At 67.2% G+C, this 17,681-nt stretch carries 22 protein-coding genes; 11 read left to right on the top strand and 11 right to left on the bottom strand.

Annotated features, from left to right (window positions below):
- Nucleotides 1-150: 150 nt before the first annotated feature.
- Nucleotides 151-1,239 (bottom strand): DNA polymerase IV, encoded by a 1,089-nt coding sequence (gene dinB / locus V3B41_RS19405; protein WP_049432292.1) that lies wholly within the window; start codon nt 1,237-1,239, stop codon nt 151-153.
- A gap of 190 nt (nt 1,240-1,429) precedes the next feature.
- Between dinB and fabA the strand changes: the two genes are divergently transcribed.
- Both fabA and fabB read left to right on the top strand, forming a co-directional pair.
- A complete protein-coding gene (gene fabA, locus V3B41_RS19400; RefSeq protein WP_049432293.1) occupies nt 1,430-1,945 on the top strand; it encodes a 3-hydroxyacyl-[acyl-carrier-protein] dehydratase FabA in 516 nt (171 codons plus the stop codon).
- Nucleotides 1,945-3,153, top strand: coding sequence for a beta-ketoacyl-ACP synthase I (gene fabB, locus V3B41_RS19395; protein WP_049432297.1), 1,209 nt, complete (start codon nt 1,945-1,947; stop codon nt 3,151-3,153). The genes fabA and fabB overlap by 1 nt, the downstream gene beginning before the upstream one ends.
- Nucleotides 3,154-3,214: 61 nt before the next feature.
- Here the strand turns inward: fabB and V3B41_RS19390 are convergent, their stop codons facing one another.
- The 3 genes from V3B41_RS19390 to V3B41_RS19380 are packed head-to-tail and all read right to left on the bottom strand — an operon-like array spanning nt 3,215 to nt 5,657.
- Nucleotides 3,215-3,898, bottom strand: coding sequence for an HAD family phosphatase (locus V3B41_RS19390; protein ID WP_049432300.1), 684 nt, complete (start codon nt 3,896-3,898; stop codon nt 3,215-3,217).
- On the bottom strand, nt 3,895-4,596 hold the full coding sequence (locus V3B41_RS19385; protein WP_049432302.1) for a pseudouridine synthase: 702 nt from the start codon (nt 4,594-4,596) through the stop codon (nt 3,895-3,897). The genes V3B41_RS19390 and V3B41_RS19385 overlap by 4 nt, the downstream gene beginning before the upstream one ends.
- Nucleotides 4,593-5,657, bottom strand: coding sequence for a class I SAM-dependent methyltransferase (locus V3B41_RS19380; RefSeq protein WP_049432305.1), 1,065 nt, complete (start codon nt 5,655-5,657; stop codon nt 4,593-4,595). The genes V3B41_RS19385 and V3B41_RS19380 overlap by 4 nt, the downstream gene beginning before the upstream one ends.
- Nucleotides 5,658-5,814: 157 nt before the next feature.
- Between V3B41_RS19380 and V3B41_RS19375 the strand changes: the two genes are divergently transcribed.
- Nucleotides 5,815-6,078 carry a hypothetical protein gene (locus tag V3B41_RS19375; RefSeq protein WP_005407925.1) on the top strand — a complete coding sequence of 88 codons (264 nt, stop codon included), beginning with the start codon at nt 5,815-5,817 and terminating at the stop codon, nt 6,076-6,078.
- A 72-nt stretch (nt 6,079-6,150) separates the two neighbouring features.
- On the opposite strand, the gene V3B41_RS19370 is transcribed toward V3B41_RS19375, so the two are convergent.
- Both V3B41_RS19370 and V3B41_RS19365 read right to left on the bottom strand, forming a co-directional pair.
- Nucleotides 6,151-6,444 carry a DUF3247 family protein gene (locus V3B41_RS19370; protein ID WP_049432308.1) on the bottom strand — a complete coding sequence of 98 codons (294 nt, stop codon included), beginning with the start codon at nt 6,442-6,444 and terminating at the stop codon, nt 6,151-6,153.
- A gap of 43 nt (nt 6,445-6,487) precedes the next feature.
- A complete protein-coding gene (locus V3B41_RS19365; RefSeq protein ID WP_049432313.1) occupies nt 6,488-8,476 on the bottom strand; it encodes an ATP-binding protein in 1,989 nt (662 codons plus the stop codon).
- 243 nt (nt 8,477-8,719) lie between these two features.
- Between V3B41_RS19365 and V3B41_RS19360 the strand changes: the two genes are divergently transcribed.
- On the top strand, nt 8,720-9,286 hold the full coding sequence (locus V3B41_RS19360) for a DUF3016 domain-containing protein (protein ID WP_049432316.1): 567 nt from the start codon (nt 8,720-8,722) through the stop codon (nt 9,284-9,286).
- A 111-nt stretch (nt 9,287-9,397) separates the two neighbouring features.
- Here V3B41_RS19360 and alr read toward each other — a convergent pair whose 3' ends face one another.
- Both alr and V3B41_RS19350 read right to left on the bottom strand, forming a co-directional pair.
- Nucleotides 9,398-10,465, bottom strand: coding sequence for an alanine racemase (gene alr / locus V3B41_RS19355; RefSeq protein WP_049432321.1), 1,068 nt, complete (start codon nt 10,463-10,465; stop codon nt 9,398-9,400).
- Nucleotides 10,444-11,748 (bottom strand): D-amino acid dehydrogenase, encoded by a 1,305-nt coding sequence (locus tag V3B41_RS19350; protein ID WP_014035841.1) that lies wholly within the window; start codon nt 11,746-11,748, stop codon nt 10,444-10,446. Before V3B41_RS19350 ends, alr begins: the two co-directional genes overlap by 22 nt.
- Nucleotides 11,749-11,897: 149 nt before the next feature.
- Here V3B41_RS19350 and V3B41_RS19345 point away from each other — a divergent pair, with 149 nt between their 5' ends.
- Nucleotides 11,898-12,377: a winged helix-turn-helix transcriptional regulator gene (locus tag V3B41_RS19345; protein WP_005407919.1), complete on the top strand. Its 480-nt coding sequence runs from the start codon at nt 11,898-11,900 to the stop codon at nt 12,375-12,377.
- Nucleotides 12,378-12,486: 109 nt separating this feature from the next.
- Here the strand turns inward: V3B41_RS19345 and V3B41_RS19340 are convergent, their stop codons facing one another.
- Nucleotides 12,487-12,672: a lana protein gene (locus V3B41_RS19340; protein ID WP_197650968.1), complete on the bottom strand. Its 186-nt coding sequence runs from the start codon at nt 12,670-12,672 to the stop codon at nt 12,487-12,489.
- 124 nt (nt 12,673-12,796) lie between these two features.
- Nucleotides 12,797-13,168, bottom strand: a complete 372-nt coding sequence (locus V3B41_RS19335) for a hypothetical protein (protein ID WP_049432324.1) — start codon at nt 13,166-13,168, stop codon at nt 12,797-12,799.
- Nucleotides 13,169-13,309: 141 nt separating this feature from the next.
- Here V3B41_RS19335 and msrB point away from each other — a divergent pair, with 141 nt between their 5' ends.
- From msrB to V3B41_RS19310, 5 genes are all read left to right on the top strand, one after another.
- The gene (gene msrB, locus V3B41_RS19330; RefSeq protein ID WP_329861800.1) at nt 13,310-13,777 is read left to right on the top strand and encodes a peptide-methionine (R)-S-oxide reductase MsrB; all 468 of its coding nucleotides are present in this window, start codon (nt 13,310-13,312) and stop codon (nt 13,775-13,777) included.
- 91 nt (nt 13,778-13,868) lie between these two features.
- The gene (gene motA / locus V3B41_RS19325) at nt 13,869-14,723 is read left to right on the top strand and encodes a flagellar motor stator protein MotA (RefSeq protein WP_008264562.1); all 855 of its coding nucleotides are present in this window, start codon (nt 13,869-13,871) and stop codon (nt 14,721-14,723) included.
- Between the two features lie 3 nt (nt 14,724-14,726).
- Nucleotides 14,727-15,665 carry a flagellar motor protein MotB gene (gene motB, locus V3B41_RS19320; RefSeq protein WP_329861799.1) on the top strand — a complete coding sequence of 313 codons (939 nt, stop codon included), beginning with the start codon at nt 14,727-14,729 and terminating at the stop codon, nt 15,663-15,665.
- A 97-nt stretch (nt 15,666-15,762) separates the two neighbouring features.
- Nucleotides 15,763-16,263, top strand: a complete 501-nt coding sequence (locus V3B41_RS19315; RefSeq protein ID WP_329861798.1) for a hypothetical protein — start codon at nt 15,763-15,765, stop codon at nt 16,261-16,263.
- A gap of 13 nt (nt 16,264-16,276) precedes the next feature.
- Nucleotides 16,277-16,552: a DUF4031 domain-containing protein gene (locus V3B41_RS19310; RefSeq protein ID WP_049432338.1), complete on the top strand. Its 276-nt coding sequence runs from the start codon at nt 16,277-16,279 to the stop codon at nt 16,550-16,552.
- Nucleotides 16,553-16,698: 146 nt separating this feature from the next.
- Here the strand turns inward: V3B41_RS19310 and V3B41_RS19305 are convergent, their stop codons facing one another.
- Nucleotides 16,699-17,241: a hypothetical protein gene (locus V3B41_RS19305; RefSeq protein ID WP_012479021.1), complete on the bottom strand. Its 543-nt coding sequence runs from the start codon at nt 17,239-17,241 to the stop codon at nt 16,699-16,701.
- A 90-nt stretch (nt 17,242-17,331) separates the two neighbouring features.
- Here V3B41_RS19305 and V3B41_RS19300 point away from each other — a divergent pair, with 90 nt between their 5' ends.
- A complete protein-coding gene (locus tag V3B41_RS19300; RefSeq protein ID WP_329861797.1) occupies nt 17,332-17,580 on the top strand; it encodes a DUF3297 family protein in 249 nt (82 codons plus the stop codon).
- Nucleotides 17,581-17,681: the final 101 nt, after the last annotated feature.

Here is a 17,681-nt window from a genome sequence, read left to right as displayed (position 1 = left end):
CCCCCCCACCCGCCCCCACCCCGCCTTCGACGGTTCTCTGCGATCTGTCTGGATGGCATGTCTCCGCAACCTGTCTGGATGGAATGACCTGCTCCTGGTGGGTGTCGACCCTGGTCGACACGTAGATCCACGCCATGCGTGGATTAACGATCAGGGGGGATCGGTCTGGGTGTGCTCGAACAGTTCCCCCTGCACCACCGGCTCCTTTTCGCGGAAACCACCCAGGCCGACGCCGACCAGGCGGTAACGCGTCTCGGCCGGCAGATCCACCCTCGCGCGCAGCGACAGGGCGATGTCACGCAGCTCTTCCATCGATTCCGGCGGGCGCTCCGGGGTGAAGCTGCGGGTGAGGATGCGGAACTGCGCGGTCTTCAGTTTCAGTACCACGGTGTGGCCGATGCGCTCGGTCTTGCGCGTGGCGTTCCAGGTCTTCCCGGCCAGCTGCACGATCGCCTCGGTCAGGTCTTCCAGCAGCAGGTCTTCGGCGAAGGTGTCCTCCGAGGAAATCGACTGCACCTGCTGGTCCGGCTCCACCGGCCGCTCGTCGATGCCGCGTGCGCGGTTGTACAGGCTGCGCCCGAAGCTGCCGAATGCCTCTTCCAGGTCGATCAGCGCCCACTGCCGCAGGTCACCGCAGGTGACGATGCCACGCGCGGCCAGCTTGCCTTCCATGACCTTGCCGACGCCGGGCACCCGGTTCACCGGCAGCGGTGCCAGGAACGCATCCACGCGCTGCGGCGGAATCACGAACTGGCCATCAGGCTTGCGCCAGTCCGAGGCGATCTTCGCCAGGAACTTGTTCGGCGCGATCCCGGCTGAAGCAGTCAGGTTCGTTTCCTCGCGGATCTGCGCGCGGATGGTGCGGGCGATGTCGGTGGCCAGTTCGATGCCACTCTTCGGCTCGGTCACGTCCAGATAGGCCTCGTCCAGCGACAACGGCTCGACCAGGTCGGTATGGCGAAGGAAGATCGCGCGTACCTGCTGTGACACCGCCTTGTAACGCGTGAAGTCCGGCGGCACGAAGATCGCATCCGGGCACAGGCGCTCGGCACGCACGGCGGGCATCGCCGAACGCACACCGAACACGCGCGCCTCATACGAGGCCGCGCACACCACCGAACGTGCGCCGCGCCATGCCACAACCACCGGCTTGCCGCGCAGTGACGGATCGTCGCGCTGCTCCACCGACGCGTAGAACGCGTCCATGTCAACGTGGATGATCTTGCGCAGTCGGGTCATGTCAGGTGGAAAGGGCGGGGGCGGGCCGGGCGGGCCACACGCCGAAGTATGGTCGTTGCACATCAACAGGATGCGCGTATTCCCTTGAAAACACTACGGTTGCGTACGGTTGAAATGTTTGATCGGCGCAGTTTCCACGGGCATTCTCGGGCGCTTGTTTCCCTGTTCTTCGCTTCCAGGATTGTGCTTCATGACCCGTCTCCACGCGTTCAACCGCGAACAGCTGCTGGCCAGCGCACGCGGTGAACTGTTCGGCACCGCTGCCGGCCGTCTGCCCAACGACCCGATGCTGATGTTCGACCGCATCACCGAAATCCGCGAGGACGGCGGACCGCATGGCAAAGGCATGGTACGCGCCGAACTGGATATCCGCCCGGACCTGTGGTTCTTCGGCTGCCATTTCATCGGCGACCCGGTGATGCCCGGCTGCCTGGGCCTGGATGCCATGTGGCAGCTGACCGGCTTCTTCCTGACCTGGCTGGGCGCCCCCGGCAAGGGCCGCGCGCTGGGCTGTGGGGAGGTGAAGTTCACCGGCCAGGTGCTGCCGGACGCCAAGCTGGTGCGCTACGAGATCGACATCAGCCGCGTCATCAACCGCAAGCTGGTGATGGCCCAGTCCGATGCCCGCATGTACGTGGATGACCGCGAAATCTACAGCGCGCGCGACCTGCGCGTCGGCCTGTTCACTGAAACCGGGAGCTTCTGATGCGTCGCGTCGTCATCACCGGCATGGGCATCACGTCCTGCCTCGGCAATGATCTGGATACTGTTTCGGCCGCGCTGCGCGAAGGGCGCTCCGGCATCACTGCACTGGCCGACCATGCCGAGGCCGGCCTGCGCAGCCAGATCGGCGGCCGCGTCGATCTCGATCTGGACGCGCTGATCGACCGCAAGCAGAAGCGCTTCATGAGCGATGCGGCGGCCTTCGCCTATCTGGCCATGCGCGACGCCATCGCCGATGCCGGGCTCAGCGCCGAGCAGGTCAGCAGCCTGCGCACCGGCCTGATCGCCGGTTCCGGTGGCGGCTCCAGCGAATGGCAGATCGGCGCGGTCGATCTGCTGCGCGAGCGTGGCGTGCGCAAGGTCGGCCCGTACATGGTGCCGCGCACGATGTGCTCGACCGTCTCGGCCTGCCTGGCCACGGCCTACCAGATCAAGGGCGTCAGCTACTCGCTGTCGGCCGCCTGCGCGACGTCGGCACACTGCATCGGCGCCGCCGCGGACATGATCCGCCATGGCGCGCAGGACATCATGTTCGCCGGTGGCGGTGAAGACCTGCACTGGTCGATGAGCGTGATGTTCGACGCGATGGGCGCACTGTCGACCAGCTTCAACGAGACCCCGGCCAGCGCTTCGCGTCCGTACGACAAGGACCGCGACGGCTTCGTCATCGCCGGTGGTGGCGGCATGCTGGTGCTGGAAGACTACGACCACGCCGTAGCCCGCGGCGCGCACATCCATGCCGAGCTGATCGGCTATGGCGTCACCTCCGATGGTGCCGACATGGTGGCTCCGTCCGGTGAAGGCGCGGTGCGCTGCATGAAGATGGCGCTGCAGGGCGTCGATCGTCCGCTGGACTACCTCAACACCCACGGCACCTCGACGCCGCTGGGGGATGTCACCGAGCTCAACGCCATCCGCGAAGTGTTCGGCGACGCGGTACCGCCGCTGTCGTCGACCAAGGCGTTGTCCGGCCACTCGCTGGGTGCAGCGAGCGTGCATGAGGCGATCTACTGCCTGCTGATGATGCGCGACGGCTTCGTCGCCGGTTCGGCCAACATCGGCGAGCTGGACCCGAAGGTGGAGAGCTTCCCGATCCTGCGCGAAAGCCGCGAGCAGAAGCTGGATACGGTGATGTCCAACAGCTTCGGCTTCGGTGGCACCAACGCCGCGCTGGTGTTCGGGCGGGTGTGATGGGAACAGGTGTGCCGACCAACGGTCGGCACCCACCCTCAGAGGCGGTTGGCACCCACCGTTACTTCGGCAACAACGGCACCAGCAATGCGTGCGCGTCCACCAGCGATCCAACGATGCGGTGGCCCAGGGCACGCAACTCTTCATCCGGATGCACCAGGTCCGGCACCTGGATCACCGTCATGCCGGCCGCCAGTGCCGCACGCGTACCCGCCGGCGAATCCTCCAGCGCCAGGCACCGCTCCGGCGCCTGCCCCAGCCGCTGCGCGGCCAGCAGATAGATGTCCGGCGCCGGCTTCGGCCGCGCCACGTCGCCACTGGTGATCACCGCATCGAAGTACGGCAGCAGTCCGGCCGCCGCCAGCTTGCGGTTGGCCCGTGGCTGCCGCGTAGTGGTCGCCACCGCGCGCGGAACCGCATGCGCCTTCAGCAATTCCAGCAGCTCCAGGATGCCCGGCCGCAACGGCAGGCCGGTCTGCGTGCGTGCTTCATACAGCTCGTGGCAGCGCGCGGCCACCGCCTCGATCACGCTGTCCTCGATGCCCTGCGCACGTAGCAGCGCGTGCGTGTCGCGATCACCGAGGCCGACCATGCGCAGGAACACCGTTTCATCCAGGCCCAGTCCGAACTCGTCGGCGGCCTGGCTCCAGCAGGCCAGCGAGACCCGCTCGCTGTCGATCATCAAGCCGTCCATGTCGAAGATGACGGCGTCGGGGAGGAACGGCAGCGCAGCAATGTTGGTCATGGAGCGAACAGCGTATCCAGGTCGGTGGAAGTGAGCTGCCGCCATTGCCCCTCGTCCAGCCCCTGCAGGTCCAGCCCGCCGACGCGGCTGCGATGCAGGGCCTGCACGTGGTTGCCGGTGGCGGCGAACATGCGGCGTACCTGATGGTAGCGGCCTTCGTGCAGCACAAGGCGCGCGCGGCGCACATCCAGCACTTCCAGTTCAGCCGGCAGCAGGGGCGTCTTCTCGGACTCCAGCATCAGCGTGCCGCTGGCGAACAGCGCCGCTTCGTCGCCGCGCAGGTCGTCGCTCAGCTCCACTTCGTAGACCTTGGGCAGCTTCGACTTCGGCGAGATGATCCGATGCAGCAGGCCACCGTCGTCGGTCAGCAGCAGCAGGCCACTGGTCTCGCGGTCGAGGCGGCCGACCGTGGACAGCACCGGATCGCGGTCGCGGAAGCGCGGTGGCAGCAGGTCGTAGATCAGGCGGCCGGTGTCCTTGGTCGAGCAGGTATAGCCGGCCGGCTTGTGCAGCGCGATCGACAAGCCGGCCGGCGGGTCCAGCGGCTCGCCATCGACACGGATGGCCTCGTGTGGCACCTGGTCGTCGGCGTACAGCACCTCGCCGTCGGCGTCGGTGACGCGTCCCTCGCGGAACATCCACTGCACCTGCTTGCGGCTGCCGTAGCCCAGGTTGGCGATGTGCTTGACCAGCTTCACCGGCCCTTCCCCTTCACCGCTTCGACCAGCTTGAAGCCATCGCGCTCGGCAATCACGCGCACGGCACCGAAGCTGTCGTTGAGGGTGTGCTCGTACGGCAGGTGGCGATTTGCCACCACGTACAGGCGCCCGCCCGGGCGCAACGCCTGCGCGGCCACGGCGATGAAGCGCTGGCCGATGTCCGGGCGGTCGGCGCGCGACGGCGTGTGGAACGGCGGATTGCTGATGATGACGTCGTAGCCCGGCTCGATGCCGGCGGTGACGTCCTGCCACAGGAAGCGCAGCGGCAGCGGGCGCGGCGGCGGCGCCAGGTTCAGCTCGGCCAGCGCCAACGCACGTTGCTCGGCCTCGTACAGGTCCAGCGCGGTGATCTTCGGGCAACGCTCCAGCAGTTCGCGTGACAGGTAGCCGTAGCCCGCGCCGAGGTCGGCGGCACGCCCGGCCAGGTCGGCCGGCAGGTGCTCGGCCAGCAGCGCCGACGCGGGATCGATGCGGTCCCAGGCGAACACGCCCGGGCGGCTGAGGAAGCGGCCACCCACGATCGGGCGCACCGCGTCCAGCGCCGACCAGCGCTTGGCCAGGTCGGCGTCGTGCTGGACCTGCAGCGGGGCGGTCCAGTACACGCGGCAATGGTTCTTGGTCAGGCTGCCGCCGAGGCCGGCCAGCTGCTTGAGGTCGCCCTCGCCCGAGCGCGCGCCTTCGTTGTTGGATTGGCAGGCGACGATGCGGCCGCCGTCGGCGACCAGCGCCAGCGCGCGGGCGAACAGCGCGCGGGCTTCTTCGCGCTGGCGCGGCGGCAGCACCAGCACCAGCGGGTAGCGGCCCTTGCCTGCGGCATCGTCCAGCTGGCCGCTGACGGTCCAGCCGGCGGCCTGCTGCAGCGGCTGCGCGAACGGGGCAAAACTCTGCTCGCAGTGCAGCTCGCGGTTGCCGGCCACTTCTCGCAGCGGCCAGCCATCGCGGGCACGCAGGAAGGCCACCGGGCCCTCCGGCCAGCGCAGGGCACCTTGGGAGAACGGCAGGAACAGGGTCTGCAGGGGGGCGTCGTCGCTGGAGGCCATCGGCGCGGGTACTTCAAGCGTGAGGGCCGTCCATTGTACCGGCTTGGCCGGGCCGGCCCCGCCAGGCCGCTTTGCGAAACCCGAACGGGGCCTTGATCCGCCAGCAACATTGGAACGTTCAGGGTAGAGGCTCCCCCGGAAACCCAGGAGAACCTGCATGCGAGCCTTGTTCGTCGGTGGCGTGGTCGACAACAGTGAAATGGACCTGGAAGGCAGCCATCCGCCCGTGCACTACCCCGAGGACACCGGCGGCGGCCACTCACGCTACCGGCTGCACCAGGTCGGCCATGGCGCCGATGGCAGCGTGGCCTATGCAGTGTATGGTGCGCCGGACCTGGCCGACGACGAGGTGGCCCGGGTCGCGGAGGAACGCGCCTATGCGCGGCGGTTCGAGGCGACGCCGACGTTGTTCGAGCATTGATGCACCGGTGTAGCGCCCGAGCCCACGCTCGGGTGACGGCGCAGCCGAGCGTGGGCTCGGCTCTACATCCGATCAAGGCGCCCTGGGTGGCAGACGGTTGACGCTGGCGATCTCGTCCAGCCACACATGGTGCTGCTGCACCGGCGTGTCGTAGTCATCCAGGCGCAACTGGCCGTTGCTGCCTTCATCGCCGGCGTCATTGCGGTACTGCTGCACGGTCGGCTTCACCGCCACCGTGCCGAGCAGGCGCCGGCCGTCGTGCAGGGTCAGTTCCACCTGCGTTTCGCCCTCCAGCTGCGGCAGCAGGGCTTCGAGGCGCGCGATCTGCGCCGGATCGGTATGGATGCGGGGAGCAATACGGGACATCGGCGACCTCCTGATTGCAGGTTCGCCAATCGGCCGTGAATGTTCAGTGCAGCGCGCTGTCCGCGCGCGGCACCTGCACCTTGCGTACGGCAGCCACCAGCTGCGCCACCGAGTACGGCTTGGCGACGTGCTCCTGGAAGCCCGAGGCCAGCGCGCGGCGCCGATCATCGGCACGCGCCAGTGCGGTCACCGCCACCGCGGGCAGTGTTGCGGCATCCACGCCCATGTCCTCGCGCAGCGTGCGTACCAGCCCGTAGCCATCCATGCCCGGCATGCCGATGTCGGTCAGCATCACGTGGTACTGCAGATGGCCGGTGTCGGCCAGCAGTGCCAGTGCCTCGCCGGCCGAACTGGCCGCCGACACGCTGGCGCCCTGCTCTTCCAGCATGCGCCGCAGGTACTCCAGCACCTCCGGCTGGTCTTCCACCGCCAACACGTGCATGCCCCGCAGCGGATACGGCTCGACGATCACCGGCTCCAGGATCGGCCCGCTGATGACTTCGCGCAGCGGCCGGCGCTCGGCATCCGGCAGGTGCTGCGGCAGGCGCACGGTGAACGTGGCGCCGTGGCCATGGCCCTCGCTGGCGGCGGCAACGGTGCCGCCGTGCAGTTCAACCAGCTGCTGCACGATCGCCAGGCCCAGGCCGAGGCCGCCATGGCGGCGCGTGGTGGTGCCATCGGCCTGGCGGAAGCGGCTGAACAGGTGGTTGAGGAACTCCGGTGCGATGCCATCACCGGTATCGCTCACCGTAATCACCCAGTGGTTGCCGTCGGCCTGCAACTGCACGTCGATGCGGCCTTCGGCCGGGGTGAACTTGATCGCGTTCGACAGCAGGTTCCAGAACACCTGCTGCAGGCGAGTGGCATCGCCGAGCACGGGGCTTGGCTGCTCGGGCAGCTGCAGGTGCACGTCCAGCGCCTTGCCCTCGGCCACCAGTTCCTGCGCGCCGATGGCCTCGCCCAGCAGCGTGCGCAGATCCAGCATTTCCACTTCCAGCTGTACCTTGCCCAGCAGCATGCTGCTGAGGTCGAGCATGTCCGAGATCAGCCGCTTCTGCGCGCCGGCGCTGTTGGCGATCACGTTCAAGCCCTTGTACAGCGGGCTGGTGTTGTCCACCCGCTGCAGCAGCAGTTCGCTCCAACCGAGGATGGTGGTCAGCGGCGTGCGCAGCTCGTGCGACAGCGTGGCCAGGAATTCGTCCTTCAACCGCGCCATGTTCTCGGCGGCACTGCGCGCGGCGCGCTCGGACTGCAGCAGCTCCTCGCGTGCCAGTTCGATCTCGCGGCGTTCGGTCACGTCCGGACTGCTGCCGGCCAGGCCGATGAAGCGGCCCATGCGCGAGAAGCGCGGGCGCGCGTTCATCTCCAGCCAGCGCCATTGGCCGTCGGCGCGGCGCGCGCGTACCAGCGCATGCATCGAACGCTGCGCCTTCAATGCTTCCTGCAGCTCGTACTCGAATACGGACGCATCATCCGGGTGCACCAGGCCGCGCCATACATCTTCCGGAACGCGCGTTTCATCGCCACCGAAGAATTCGCTGAAGGCGCTGTTGACGAAGCGGGCGTGGCCGCGCTCGTCGAGTACCCATACCGGCATCGGCAGGCCATCGGCCAGTGCGCTGAAGCGGGCTTCGCTTTCACCCAGCTCCACTTCCATCTGCTTGCGCGCGGTGATGTCGAAGAACAGGATGCCGACCTTGTCTTCTCCCGGTCGCCCCACCCGCACCGCGTCGACCGCGAAGGAGCGGCCCAGCGCTCGTGCCTCCATCTCGAACTGCGCCGGCCGGCCGCTGCGTGCGACCTCGCCGTAGATGCGGAACCAGTCCTGCTCGTGGTGCGGCTCCAGCGCCGTCATGCGCTGACCGCGTGCGTCCTTCAATCCGGTATGGCGCTCGAAGGCGTCGTTGACCTCGATGAAACGGTAGTCCACCGCGCGGTCACCTTCGAACAGCACCTGGATCACGCAGAAACCGGCGTTGATGCGCTCAAGCACGCCATGATGCAGGTCGGGTTCGGGCGCCGGCACCATCATCGGTGGGCGCTCCACTAGGGGCGGCAGTGTGGACAAGGGCGTCTGGACGGGCCGGATTGGAAACACAGCATGTTCCAGAGAGCGTATTCACAGCGTCAAGCGCCGTCAGTCAGGGTTGACGACGATGAATTGGCGGCAACCACTCTTGTGCATGACGCATTCGGCCATTGCCGTTGCCCGGGAGCGGGATCACACTCGATCCGTAATCAATATCGTCCCCCTCAGGGGATGCAGGAGACCGTCATGAACCGCTCACTTGCTGCCGCCCTTCTGCTGGCCAGTGCCCTTGTGGCAGGCGGCGCCCATGCTGCGCCACGCGCGGTGACCGATCCGGAAGCCCCGCGTGCGTTGCAGGCCAATGGCCCGGTCAGCGTGAAATGGGAGGATCCGGCCAAGTTCACCGAGATCCGCCAGAGCACCAATCGCTTCGAGGCCGAACGCGGTGACTGGGTACAGCAGCTGGCCCGCTACCTGCAGACCACCGCCGCCAAACCGCTGCAGCCCGGACAGACACTCGATGTGACCCTGGTCGACATCAAGCGTGCCGGTGACTACGAGCCGTGGCACGGCCCGCGTGCGCGCGACATCCGCGTGATGCGCGATATCTACCCGCCCCGCATCACCCTGCAGTACACGTTGAAGGACGCCGACGGCCGTATTGTGAGCGAAGGCGACGCCCGCCTGAGCGACTCCGGCTACCTGCAGGGCAGTGGGTTGCTGACCAACAGCGATCCGCTGCGCTACGAGAAGCGCCTGATTGATGACTGGGTGAAGCGCCAGCTGGCCAGCCAGGCCACCGCTGCGCGGTAATGCCGGGCGACGCGCCCCACCGGGCTGCGCAGCAATGCCCGGCAACGCGACCCACCGGTAGGTGTCGACCTTGGTCGACACACGTTCCCGGAGCCGAGCGTAGGCTCGGCTCTACACGTACACCTTCGCCACGCGCTTGACCGCGCACGGCAGCTGGTACGCGCTCACGCCGCATCGCGGCGCCAGTTCCGCCAACGTCGGCGCACTGCCCCACAGTTCCACCACGCTGCCCACCGCGGCCTGCGGATGCGCGGTCAGGTCCACCGTCAGCATGTCCATCGACACGCGGCCGATCAGCGTGCCGGGCTGGCCGTCGATCAGCACCGGCGTGCCGTTCGGGGCAAACTGCGGATAACCGTCGGCATAGCCGAGTGCAACCACACCCACGCGGGTGCGCGCCTTGGCCACGAAGCGCGCGCCATAACCCACCGGCTCACCCGCTTCGATCCAGCGTTCGGCGATCACCTTCGACTGCATCGTCATCACCGGGCGCAGGCGCTCGGTCAGCGTGGTGTCGTCCGGCAGCGGATTTGCGCCATACAGCATCAGGCCCGGGCGCACCCAGTCACTGCGCACGTCCGGCCAGCCCAGCAGCGCCGGCGAGTTGCAGACGCTGGTCTCGCCGTGCAGGCCGTCGATGGCGCGCGCGAACGTCGCCGCCTGTTCGTGGGTGCGTTCGCTGTCCAGCTCGTCGGCGCGCGCCAGGTGGGTCATCAGCACGATGCGCTCGACCTGCGGCAGCGCCGACAGGCGCGCGTGCGCCGCGCGGAAGCTGTCCACGTCCAGGCCTAGGCGATGCATGCCGCTGTCCAGCTTCAGCCACACCGTCAACGGGCGGGGGCTGTCGAAGGCGGCCACGGCCTCCAGCTGCCACGGCGAACCGACGGCGAACCAGAAATCATGCTCGGCCACCAACGCCATGTCGCTGGGTTCGAAAATGCCCTCCAGCAGCAGGATCGGCGCACGGATGCCGGCCTGGCGCAGTTCCAGCGCTTCTTCGATGGTGGCCACGCCGAAGCCATCGGCCTCATCCTCCAGCGCCTGGGCACAGCGCACCGCGCCATGCCCATAGGCATCGGCCTTGATGATCGCCAGGGCCTTGCCACCGCCCAGTTCACGGGCGAGCCGGTAGTTGCTGCGCAGAGCGCCCAGATCGATCAGCGCGCGGGCAGGACGCATGTGCGGTTCTCGTGTTGCGGCGCGTGACCGTACTGGCCGTAGCGGAAAATATCCAGGCCTTCGGTGCTGATCTGCGGCTGGCGCGCGCTCATCAGGTCGGCCAGGTAGCGACCCGAACCGCAGGCCATGGTCCAGCCCAGCGTGCCGTGGCCGGTGTTGAGGTACAGGTTGCGGAACGGCGTGGCGCCGATTACCGGCGTGCCATCCGGCGTGGCCGGGCGCAGGCCGGTCCAGAACTGCGCGCGCGACAGGTCGCCGCCCTTCGGGTACAGGTCGCTGACCACCAGTTCCAGGGTCTCGCGGCGGCGCTGCGACAACGACAGGTCGAAGCCGGCCACTTCGGCCATGCCACCGACGCGGATGCGGTCGTCGAAGCGGGTCACCGCCACCTTGTAGCTCTCGTCGAGGATGGTCGACGTGGGCGCCATCGCCGGGTCGGTGATCGGCAGGGTCAGCGAGTAGCCCTTCAGCGGGTACACCGGCAGGCGCATGCCCAGCGGCGCGACCAGCGCCGGCGAGTAGCTGCCCAGTGCAACCACGAAGCGGTCGGCGGTTTCCAGCTTGCCGTCGATGCGCACGCCGGTGATGCGGTCGCCGTCGAACTCCAGCCCGGTGATGTCCTGGTCGAAGCGGAACTCGACGCCGGCATCGACGCACATCTGCGCCAGGCGGCGGGTGAACAGCTGGCAGTCGCCGGTCTGGTCGCGCGGCAGGCGCAGCGCGCCGACCAGGCCATCGACGTGGGCCAGCGCAGGCTCGGCCTGGATGATGCCGGCGCGGTCCAGCACCTCGTACGGCACGCCGTACTGGGCCAGGATCTCGATGTCCTGCGCCGAGGCATCCAGCTGCTGCTGGGTGCGGAACAACTGGGTGGTGCCCAGGTCGCGGCCTTCGAATTCGATGCCGATCTGCGCGCGCAGCTCGTTCAGGCAGTCGCGACTGTACTCGGACATGCGCACCATGCGCGCCTTGTTGATCGCGTAGCGCTCGTGGGTGCAGTTGCGCAGCATCTGCCACAGCCAGCGGTACTGGGCCAGGTCCATGCCCGGCTTGATCGCCAGCGGCGCGTGCTTTTCGAACAGCCAGCCGATCGCCTTCTTCGGCACGCCCGGCGCCGCCCACGGCGAGGTGTAGCCGAACGACAGCTGGCCGGCGTTGGCGAAGCTGGTCTCCAGCGCCGGGCCGGGCTGGCGGTCGATGACCGTGACTTCAAACCCGGCCTGTCGCAGGTACCAGGCACTGGTGGTGCCGATCACGCCGCTGCCGAGAACTAGGACTCGCATGGGACTTCTCCAACCCGATCATTCCCTGCACTGAAGCGTGCCGGGACCATAATTGGGGAAGTATAGACAGCCGATACCAGTTGATTTGCCTGTTTTGAAATACACCGGCAGGATGTTCTCCTGCAATTCATTCCCGAAGGTTGACGGCCATGGCCACCCGTACCCGCGAACTGGACAAGATCGACCGCAAGATCCTGCGCATCCTGCAGGCCGAAGGCCGCATCTCCTTCACCGAACTGGGTGAGCGGGTCGGCCTGTCCACCACCCCATGCACCGAGCGCGTACGCCGGCTGGAGCGCGAGGGGGTGATCACCGGTTACCACGCCCACCTCGACCCTGCGGCGGTGAAGGCCAGCCTGCTGGTGTTCGTGGAGATCAGCCTGGCCTACAAGTCCGGCGACATCTTCGAGGAATTCCGGCGCGCGGCCCTGAAGCTGCCCAACGTGCTGGAGTGCCATCTGGTGTCGGGCGACTTCGATTACCTGCTGAAAGCGCGGATCAGCGAAATGGCCTCCTACCGCAAGCTGCTCGGCAGCACGTTGCTGACACTGCCGCACGTGCGTGAGTCGAAAAGCTATATCGTGATGGAAGAAGTGAAGGAAACGCTGAGCTTGCCGATTCCCGATTGAGGCCGTTGCAATCGGGGTCAGAGCCCGCGTTGCGGGATCCGACCCCGGTCAGGATTCGGCAAGGGGTCGGATCCCGCGCAGCGGGCTCTGACCCCGGTCATGGCAACAGTCAACGCTGCTGCGGATGTTTCTGCGAACGCTGCTCCTGCTGCCTGCCGCCCTTGTGCGGCTGCTGCGGGTCCATCTGTTGCTGTTGCTGTTGCTGCTGTTGCTGCGGGTTGCGGCCCTGCGGTTCCTTGCCGGGATGACGGTTCTGCTGGTTTTTCATGATCGCGATCCAGTGGACGAAGGACATGCGGCGGCGGAATGCCGGCGCAGGGCCACGGTGGTCCCGGATCGGTTAATCGCAGGCGAAAAAGCAGTGATCGGCAGGATGTTGTTTTCGGGGGTTCAGCTGCGCCGCCGGGCGTAGCGCGGCCTTACCGGATCTGCTGGCCGTCGCCCTGCGGCACGCTGTCGAGATAACGCCCGGTGCGCGAATCGAACACGCGGTTGGGACCGGCCGGGCGCACGCCGGGAATGATGCGACCGTTGCGGTCGTAGACCTTGTCGGCCGGCTTCGGTACCGGCGTCGGCGCGACCTGGGCCGGCCCGGTGGACTTGATCGGCTGCGCCGGCTGCGGCGAGGGCAATACCTGCGGCTGCGGGCGCGCAGCCTGTGGCGGCGGTGGCACCGGGGCGGGCGCCACGGTGGTGGTGCTGCGGGTGGCGGTGGGATCGGCGGTCGGCACCTGGGCCAGCGCCAACGCAGGCAGCAGGGCCAGCAACAACAAGGGAAGGGGCGATTTCATGGCACGCTCCGGCGTGGATCGTCTTCACCATGCGCCTGCCCCCGTGTGCCCGCCATGAACGGCCATCACACTTGCAAGGTCGCGCCATCACCCCCACGTTTTCCCGCATCCCCAGGCCATCACCCCCCACGGAGCGCCCCCATGACCGCCTTCGACCTGACGCCCCCCACTGCCACCCAGACCGAGGCGCTGGTCGCCGGCCTCAGCAGCGAAGAGCGCCGCGTGCTGCTGCAGCACGGCACCGAGGCACCGTTCTGTGGCGTGTTCCTCGACAACAAGCGTGAGGGCGTCTACTGCTGCCGGCTGTGCGCGCTGCCGCTGTTCCGCTCCAGCACCAAGTTCGATTCCGGCACCGGCTGGCCCAGCTTCTTCGCGCCGTTCGACCCGGCGCACGTGCGCGAGATCCGCGACACCAGCCACGGCATGGTCCGCACCGAGATCACCTGCGCCCGCTGCGGCAGCCATCTGGGCCACGTGTTCCCGGACGGCCCGCCGCCGACCTACGAGCGCCACTGCCTGAACTCCGTCTCACTTTCGTTCACCGGCAACGGCGAGCAGTGGCCTGATCCGTTGCGCCGTGGCGGTGCAGAAAGCGGCGTGGCGGGCTGAAACACCCCGCTGACCGATTTCACAGAATTCCCTCTTCAGAAAACCCGGTGATGGGCCGACAAGGAGATATCCCCGCTCCTTGCGTTGCGCCATGCTCATCATCGTTGGATTCCTGGTTGTCATCATCAGCGTGCTGGGCGGCTATCTCGGCGCACACGGCCGCCTGGGGGCGCTGTGGCAGCCGTATGAGCTGGTCATCATCGGCGGTGCCGCGCTGGGTGCGTTCCTGGTCGGCACCCCGGCCAAGACGGTCAAGCAGACCCTGCAGGCGATGGTGGGCGTGTTCAAGGGCCCGCGTTACAAGCAGCAGGACTACATCGATGTGCTCAGCCTACTCTACGAACTGCTCAACAAGGCTCGCCGCGAGGGCTTCATGGCGCTGGAAGACCATGTCGAGCGCCCGGCCGAGAGCGCACTGTTCGGCAACTACCCCAAGGTGCAGGCCGACCATCACCTGATCGACTTCATCACCGACTGCCTGCGCCTGATGATCGGCAGCAACATCGAGCCGCACGAGCTGGAGCCGCTGCTGGAACTGGAGCTGGAAAAGCACCACGCCGAGGCCATGGCGCCGTCGCAGGTGCTGACCAAGGTCGCCGACGGATTGCCCGGTTTCGGCATCGTGGCGGCGGTGCTGGGCATCGTCATCACCATGGGCTCGATCGGCGGCGACATCGTCGAGGTCGGCGGCCATGTGGCCGGTGCGCTGGTCGGCACCTTCCTCGGCATCCTGCTGGGCTATGGTTTCGTCGGCCCGATGGCGGCGGCGATGGAAGCGCGCGCCGAACAGGACAGCCGCATCTACGAATCGGTGAAGACCGCCCTGCTGGCCTGCCTGCGCGGCTACAACCCGAAGATCGCGCTGGAGTTTGCCCGCAAGACGCTGCCGTCGAACGTGCGCCCGGCCTTCTCCGATTTCGAGCAGCACCTGAAGACGGTCAAGTAAGCCATGGCCGAGACCAAGCCCACTGTCATCGTCCGCCGGGTCAAGAAGGCCGGCCACGCCGCCCATCACGGCGGCTCGTGGAAGGTGGCCTACGCTGACTTCGTGACCGCGATGATGGCGTTCTTCCTGGTGCTGTGGCTGATGGCCACCACCAACAAGAACGACCGTGCGGCCATTTCCGAGTACTTCCGCAACCCCAGCCCGCTGAGTGGCCAGAACGCCACGCCTGCACCCGGCATGGCCGGACCGGGCGGCGCCAGTACTTCGATGATCAAGCTGGGCGGTGCCACCGACATCTCGCGCGGCAGCAGCAATGATCCCTTCCAGAACCAGAAGGAGGCCGTGCCGCAGCCGGTGGACCAGCAGCAGCGCGACAAGCAGCAGCTGGAACAGCTGATGAAGGAGCTGCAGGAAGCGATCAGCAAGAGCCAGGCGCTGGAACCGTTCAAGGACCAGCTGCTGCTGGACCTGACCCCGGAGGGCCTGCGCATCCAGATCGTGGACAAGCAGAACCGGCCCATGTTCGACCTTGGCAGTGCCACGCTGAAGCCGTACACGCAGCAGATCCTGCACGAGCTGGCCGAGTACCTGAACCATGTGCCGAACCGGATCAGCCTGACCGGCCACACCGACATCACCGCCTATTCGGCCACACGCGGCTATGGCAACTGGGAACTGAGCGCCGATCGTGCCAACGCCGCACGGCGCGCACTGGTGGACGGCGGCCTGGATGACAGCAAGATCACCCGCGTGGTCGGCCTGTCCTCGTCCGTACTGTTCGACAAGGCCGACCCGCAGAACCCGATCAACCGCCGCATCAGCATCGTAGTGATGACCAAGGCCGCCGAGGAGGCCGCCCTGGCCGGGGCCGCCCCGCCGGGGGGGCGGGCGGCGCCGACCGTCGACCCGGATGTGCAGGCCGCGCAGGGTGAGGCGCACTGAACCGGGGTCAGATCCCTTTCCTGCGGAAAGGGATCTGACCCCACCTGCGCGCGGCCGCTACAATGGCGGTCTTTCCGTTTCCAGGTGATTCCACCCCATGTCCCAGAACTCCAAGGCCAAGCGCGACAAGCGCAAGAAGCAGCAGGCCAAGCGCCCGTTCCTGCGCCTGAACGCCCAGCAGCAGGTGCAGAACCATGCCGTGCTGACCAACGAAGACGGCCAGGTGGTCGCCGCCATCGGCCTGCAGGGCCGTGAGTGGCTGCTGGCCATCGGCGGCCAGACCATGGGCAACGCCGAGAACCCGGTGCCGATGCTGGCCATGCTCAAGCACCTGTCCAACGTGCAGGAGAAGGAAGGCCGCAAGGTCAACCTGGAATATTCCGAACTGCTGCAGAAGCTGCTGGACACCCTGGCCGAAGAGTCCGGCGAGACCGCTGACGAGTACCTGGACAAGCTGGTTGCCGAGTTCGAAGGCGTCGACGCTGCTGAAGGCGAGGAAGGCGAAGCCGCCGAGGCCGCCGAAGGTGACGTGGTTGAAGCTGCTGCCGATGCCAAGGCCACCCCGGCCGCTGACAGCGACAGCAAGCCGCAGGCCTGAACCGGCCGCGGCCGTGACGGTCTACGTCGATGACGCGGTGCATCCCTGGCGCGGACAGCGCTGGGCGCACCTGATGGCCGACACCCTGCCCGAGCTGCACGCCATGGCGGCGCAGCTCGGCATTCCCCTGCGGGCCTTCCAGAACAAGGCCAGCGGTGCCCACTACGATGTCACCGCCGAGCTGCGCGCGCAGGCAATCGCGCTCGGTGCGCGGGCCATTTCCCGGCACGCCGACCGTGACCTTGTCAAAGCCGTGATTGCAAACGCCAGGGCGCAGTACCGGCCGTAGGCAGGCTGCCGTTTGCCTCCTGTAGAGCCGAGCCCACGCTCGGCTGCTCTACGCGGACTGCAGCCGAGCATGGGCTCGGCTCTACAAGAGAACGGACTGGAGCCGGGCGCGGGCTCGGCTCTACATGCGCAGCGCTGCCGTCCTGCTCAGAACGGGTCGCTGCCCAGCCGGATTTCCACGTTCAGCAGCGAGCACAGCGCCAGCATCGCGTCGTCGTCGCGGGTCAATGCCATCACCCCGGTGAAGCCGTCGCTGCCGGCATCCACGCTCCACAGCGTGTAGTTGTGCTCGCGCAGGCGGTCGAAGGCGGTGGACATCAGCTGCACGCCGTCCAGGCCTTCGGCGAAGTCCTCGTCGTCCAGGTCGCCGCCCCAGTCCAGCTGCAGGTTGAAGCGCGCCGACAGCTCGTTCACCGCCGACTGCAGCGATTCCAGGTCATCACGTTCCACCTCGAAACCGGACTGCCAGGCAATGGCCGTGAACAGGGCCGGCAGCCAGTCGCTGTCCGCTTCCAGCGGCTGCCCGTCCTCGGCCAGATGCTCGCGCCAGCGGTTGAACTGCTGCAGGGCCAGTTCCTCGTCGCCCGGGTTGATCAGTACCAGCAGGTTCCAGACCCGCGCCTCGAAGCCATCTTCGTCGAAGTCGTGGATGTCTTCCTCGAAATCGAAATAGTCGCTGTTGTCGGGCATGGCGGAACTTCCTCTGGGGCAGGCCGGCATTCTACGGTTTATCCTGTGCCGCTGAAGCCGGCCTTGGTGGCCGTCACTGTGAATGAAGCGATGAGCGATATCCCTCCCGACCACCTGGCGATCAACCCGGCCAGCCCCTTCCATGATGCGCAGGCGCTGGAGCGTGGCGTCGGCGTGCGTTTCAACGACGTCGAGCGCGACAACGTCGAGGAATACTCGATCAGCGAAGGCTGGATCCGCGTGCAGGCCGGCAAGGCCCGCGACCGCCGCGGCAACCCGATGACCATCAAGGTCAAGGGCAAGGTCGAGGCGTATTTCCTGGACCAGAAGCCGGAGTAAGCAGCACCGGCATGTAGAGCCGAGCCCATGCTCGGCTGCTTTTCGTTCCGGGTTCATGACGCCTGAAGCAACAGCAGCCGAGCATAGGCTCGGCTCTACAT

The organism is Stenotrophomonas sp. SMYL89, from assembly GCF_036319985.1.
Lineage (GTDB): Bacteria > Pseudomonadota > Gammaproteobacteria > Xanthomonadales > Xanthomonadaceae > Stenotrophomonas > Stenotrophomonas maltophilia_Q.
Note: the sequence above shows the minus strand (reverse complement) of the source record. Positions and strands in the feature narration are given on the sequence as shown.

What these genes read in the sequence shown, in the direction of transcription:
- dinB (WP_049432292.1), bottom strand. Translation starts at nt 1,239, where the DNA reads ATGACCCGACTGCGCAAGATCATCCACGTTGACATGGACGCGTTCTAC.
- fabA (WP_049432293.1), top strand. Translation starts at nt 1,430, where the DNA reads ATGACCCGTCTCCACGCGTTCAACCGCGAACAGCTGCTGGCCAGCGCA.
- fabB (WP_049432297.1), top strand. Translation starts at nt 1,945, where the DNA reads ATGCGTCGCGTCGTCATCACCGGCATGGGCATCACGTCCTGCCTCGGC.
- V3B41_RS19390 (WP_049432300.1), bottom strand. Translation starts at nt 3,898, where the DNA reads ATGACCAACATTGCTGCGCTGCCGTTCCTCCCCGACGCCGTCATCTTC.
- V3B41_RS19380 (WP_049432305.1), bottom strand. Translation starts at nt 5,657, where the DNA reads ATGGCCTCCAGCGACGACGCCCCCCTGCAGACCCTGTTCCTGCCGTTC.
- V3B41_RS19375 (WP_005407925.1), top strand. Translation starts at nt 5,815, where the DNA reads ATGCGAGCCTTGTTCGTCGGTGGCGTGGTCGACAACAGTGAAATGGAC.
- V3B41_RS19370 (WP_049432308.1), bottom strand. Translation starts at nt 6,444, where the DNA reads ATGTCCCGTATTGCTCCCCGCATCCATACCGATCCGGCGCAGATCGCG.
- V3B41_RS19365 (WP_049432313.1), bottom strand. Translation starts at nt 8,476, where the DNA reads ATGATGGTGCCGGCGCCCGAACCCGACCTGCATCATGGCGTGCTTGAG.
- V3B41_RS19360 (WP_049432316.1), top strand. Translation starts at nt 8,720, where the DNA reads ATGAACCGCTCACTTGCTGCCGCCCTTCTGCTGGCCAGTGCCCTTGTG.
- alr (WP_049432321.1), bottom strand. Translation starts at nt 10,465, where the DNA reads ATGCGTCCTGCCCGCGCGCTGATCGATCTGGGCGCTCTGCGCAGCAAC.
- V3B41_RS19350 (WP_014035841.1), bottom strand. Translation starts at nt 11,748, where the DNA reads ATGCGAGTCCTAGTTCTCGGCAGCGGCGTGATCGGCACCACCAGTGCC.
- V3B41_RS19345 (WP_005407919.1), top strand. Translation starts at nt 11,898, where the DNA reads ATGGCCACCCGTACCCGCGAACTGGACAAGATCGACCGCAAGATCCTG.
- V3B41_RS19340 (WP_197650968.1), bottom strand. Translation starts at nt 12,672, where the DNA reads ATGTCCTTCGTCCACTGGATCGCGATCATGAAAAACCAGCAGAACCGT.
- V3B41_RS19335 (WP_049432324.1), bottom strand. Translation starts at nt 13,168, where the DNA reads ATGAAATCGCCCCTTCCCTTGTTGTTGCTGGCCCTGCTGCCTGCGTTG.
- msrB (WP_329861800.1), top strand. Translation starts at nt 13,310, where the DNA reads ATGACCGCCTTCGACCTGACGCCCCCCACTGCCACCCAGACCGAGGCG.
- motA (WP_008264562.1), top strand. Translation starts at nt 13,869, where the DNA reads ATGCTCATCATCGTTGGATTCCTGGTTGTCATCATCAGCGTGCTGGGC.
- motB (WP_329861799.1), top strand. Translation starts at nt 14,727, where the DNA reads ATGGCCGAGACCAAGCCCACTGTCATCGTCCGCCGGGTCAAGAAGGCC.
- V3B41_RS19315 (WP_329861798.1), top strand. Translation starts at nt 15,763, where the DNA reads ATGTCCCAGAACTCCAAGGCCAAGCGCGACAAGCGCAAGAAGCAGCAG.
- V3B41_RS19305 (WP_012479021.1), bottom strand. Translation starts at nt 17,241, where the DNA reads ATGCCCGACAACAGCGACTATTTCGATTTCGAGGAAGACATCCACGAC.
- V3B41_RS19300 (WP_329861797.1), top strand. Translation starts at nt 17,332, where the DNA reads ATGAGCGATATCCCTCCCGACCACCTGGCGATCAACCCGGCCAGCCCC.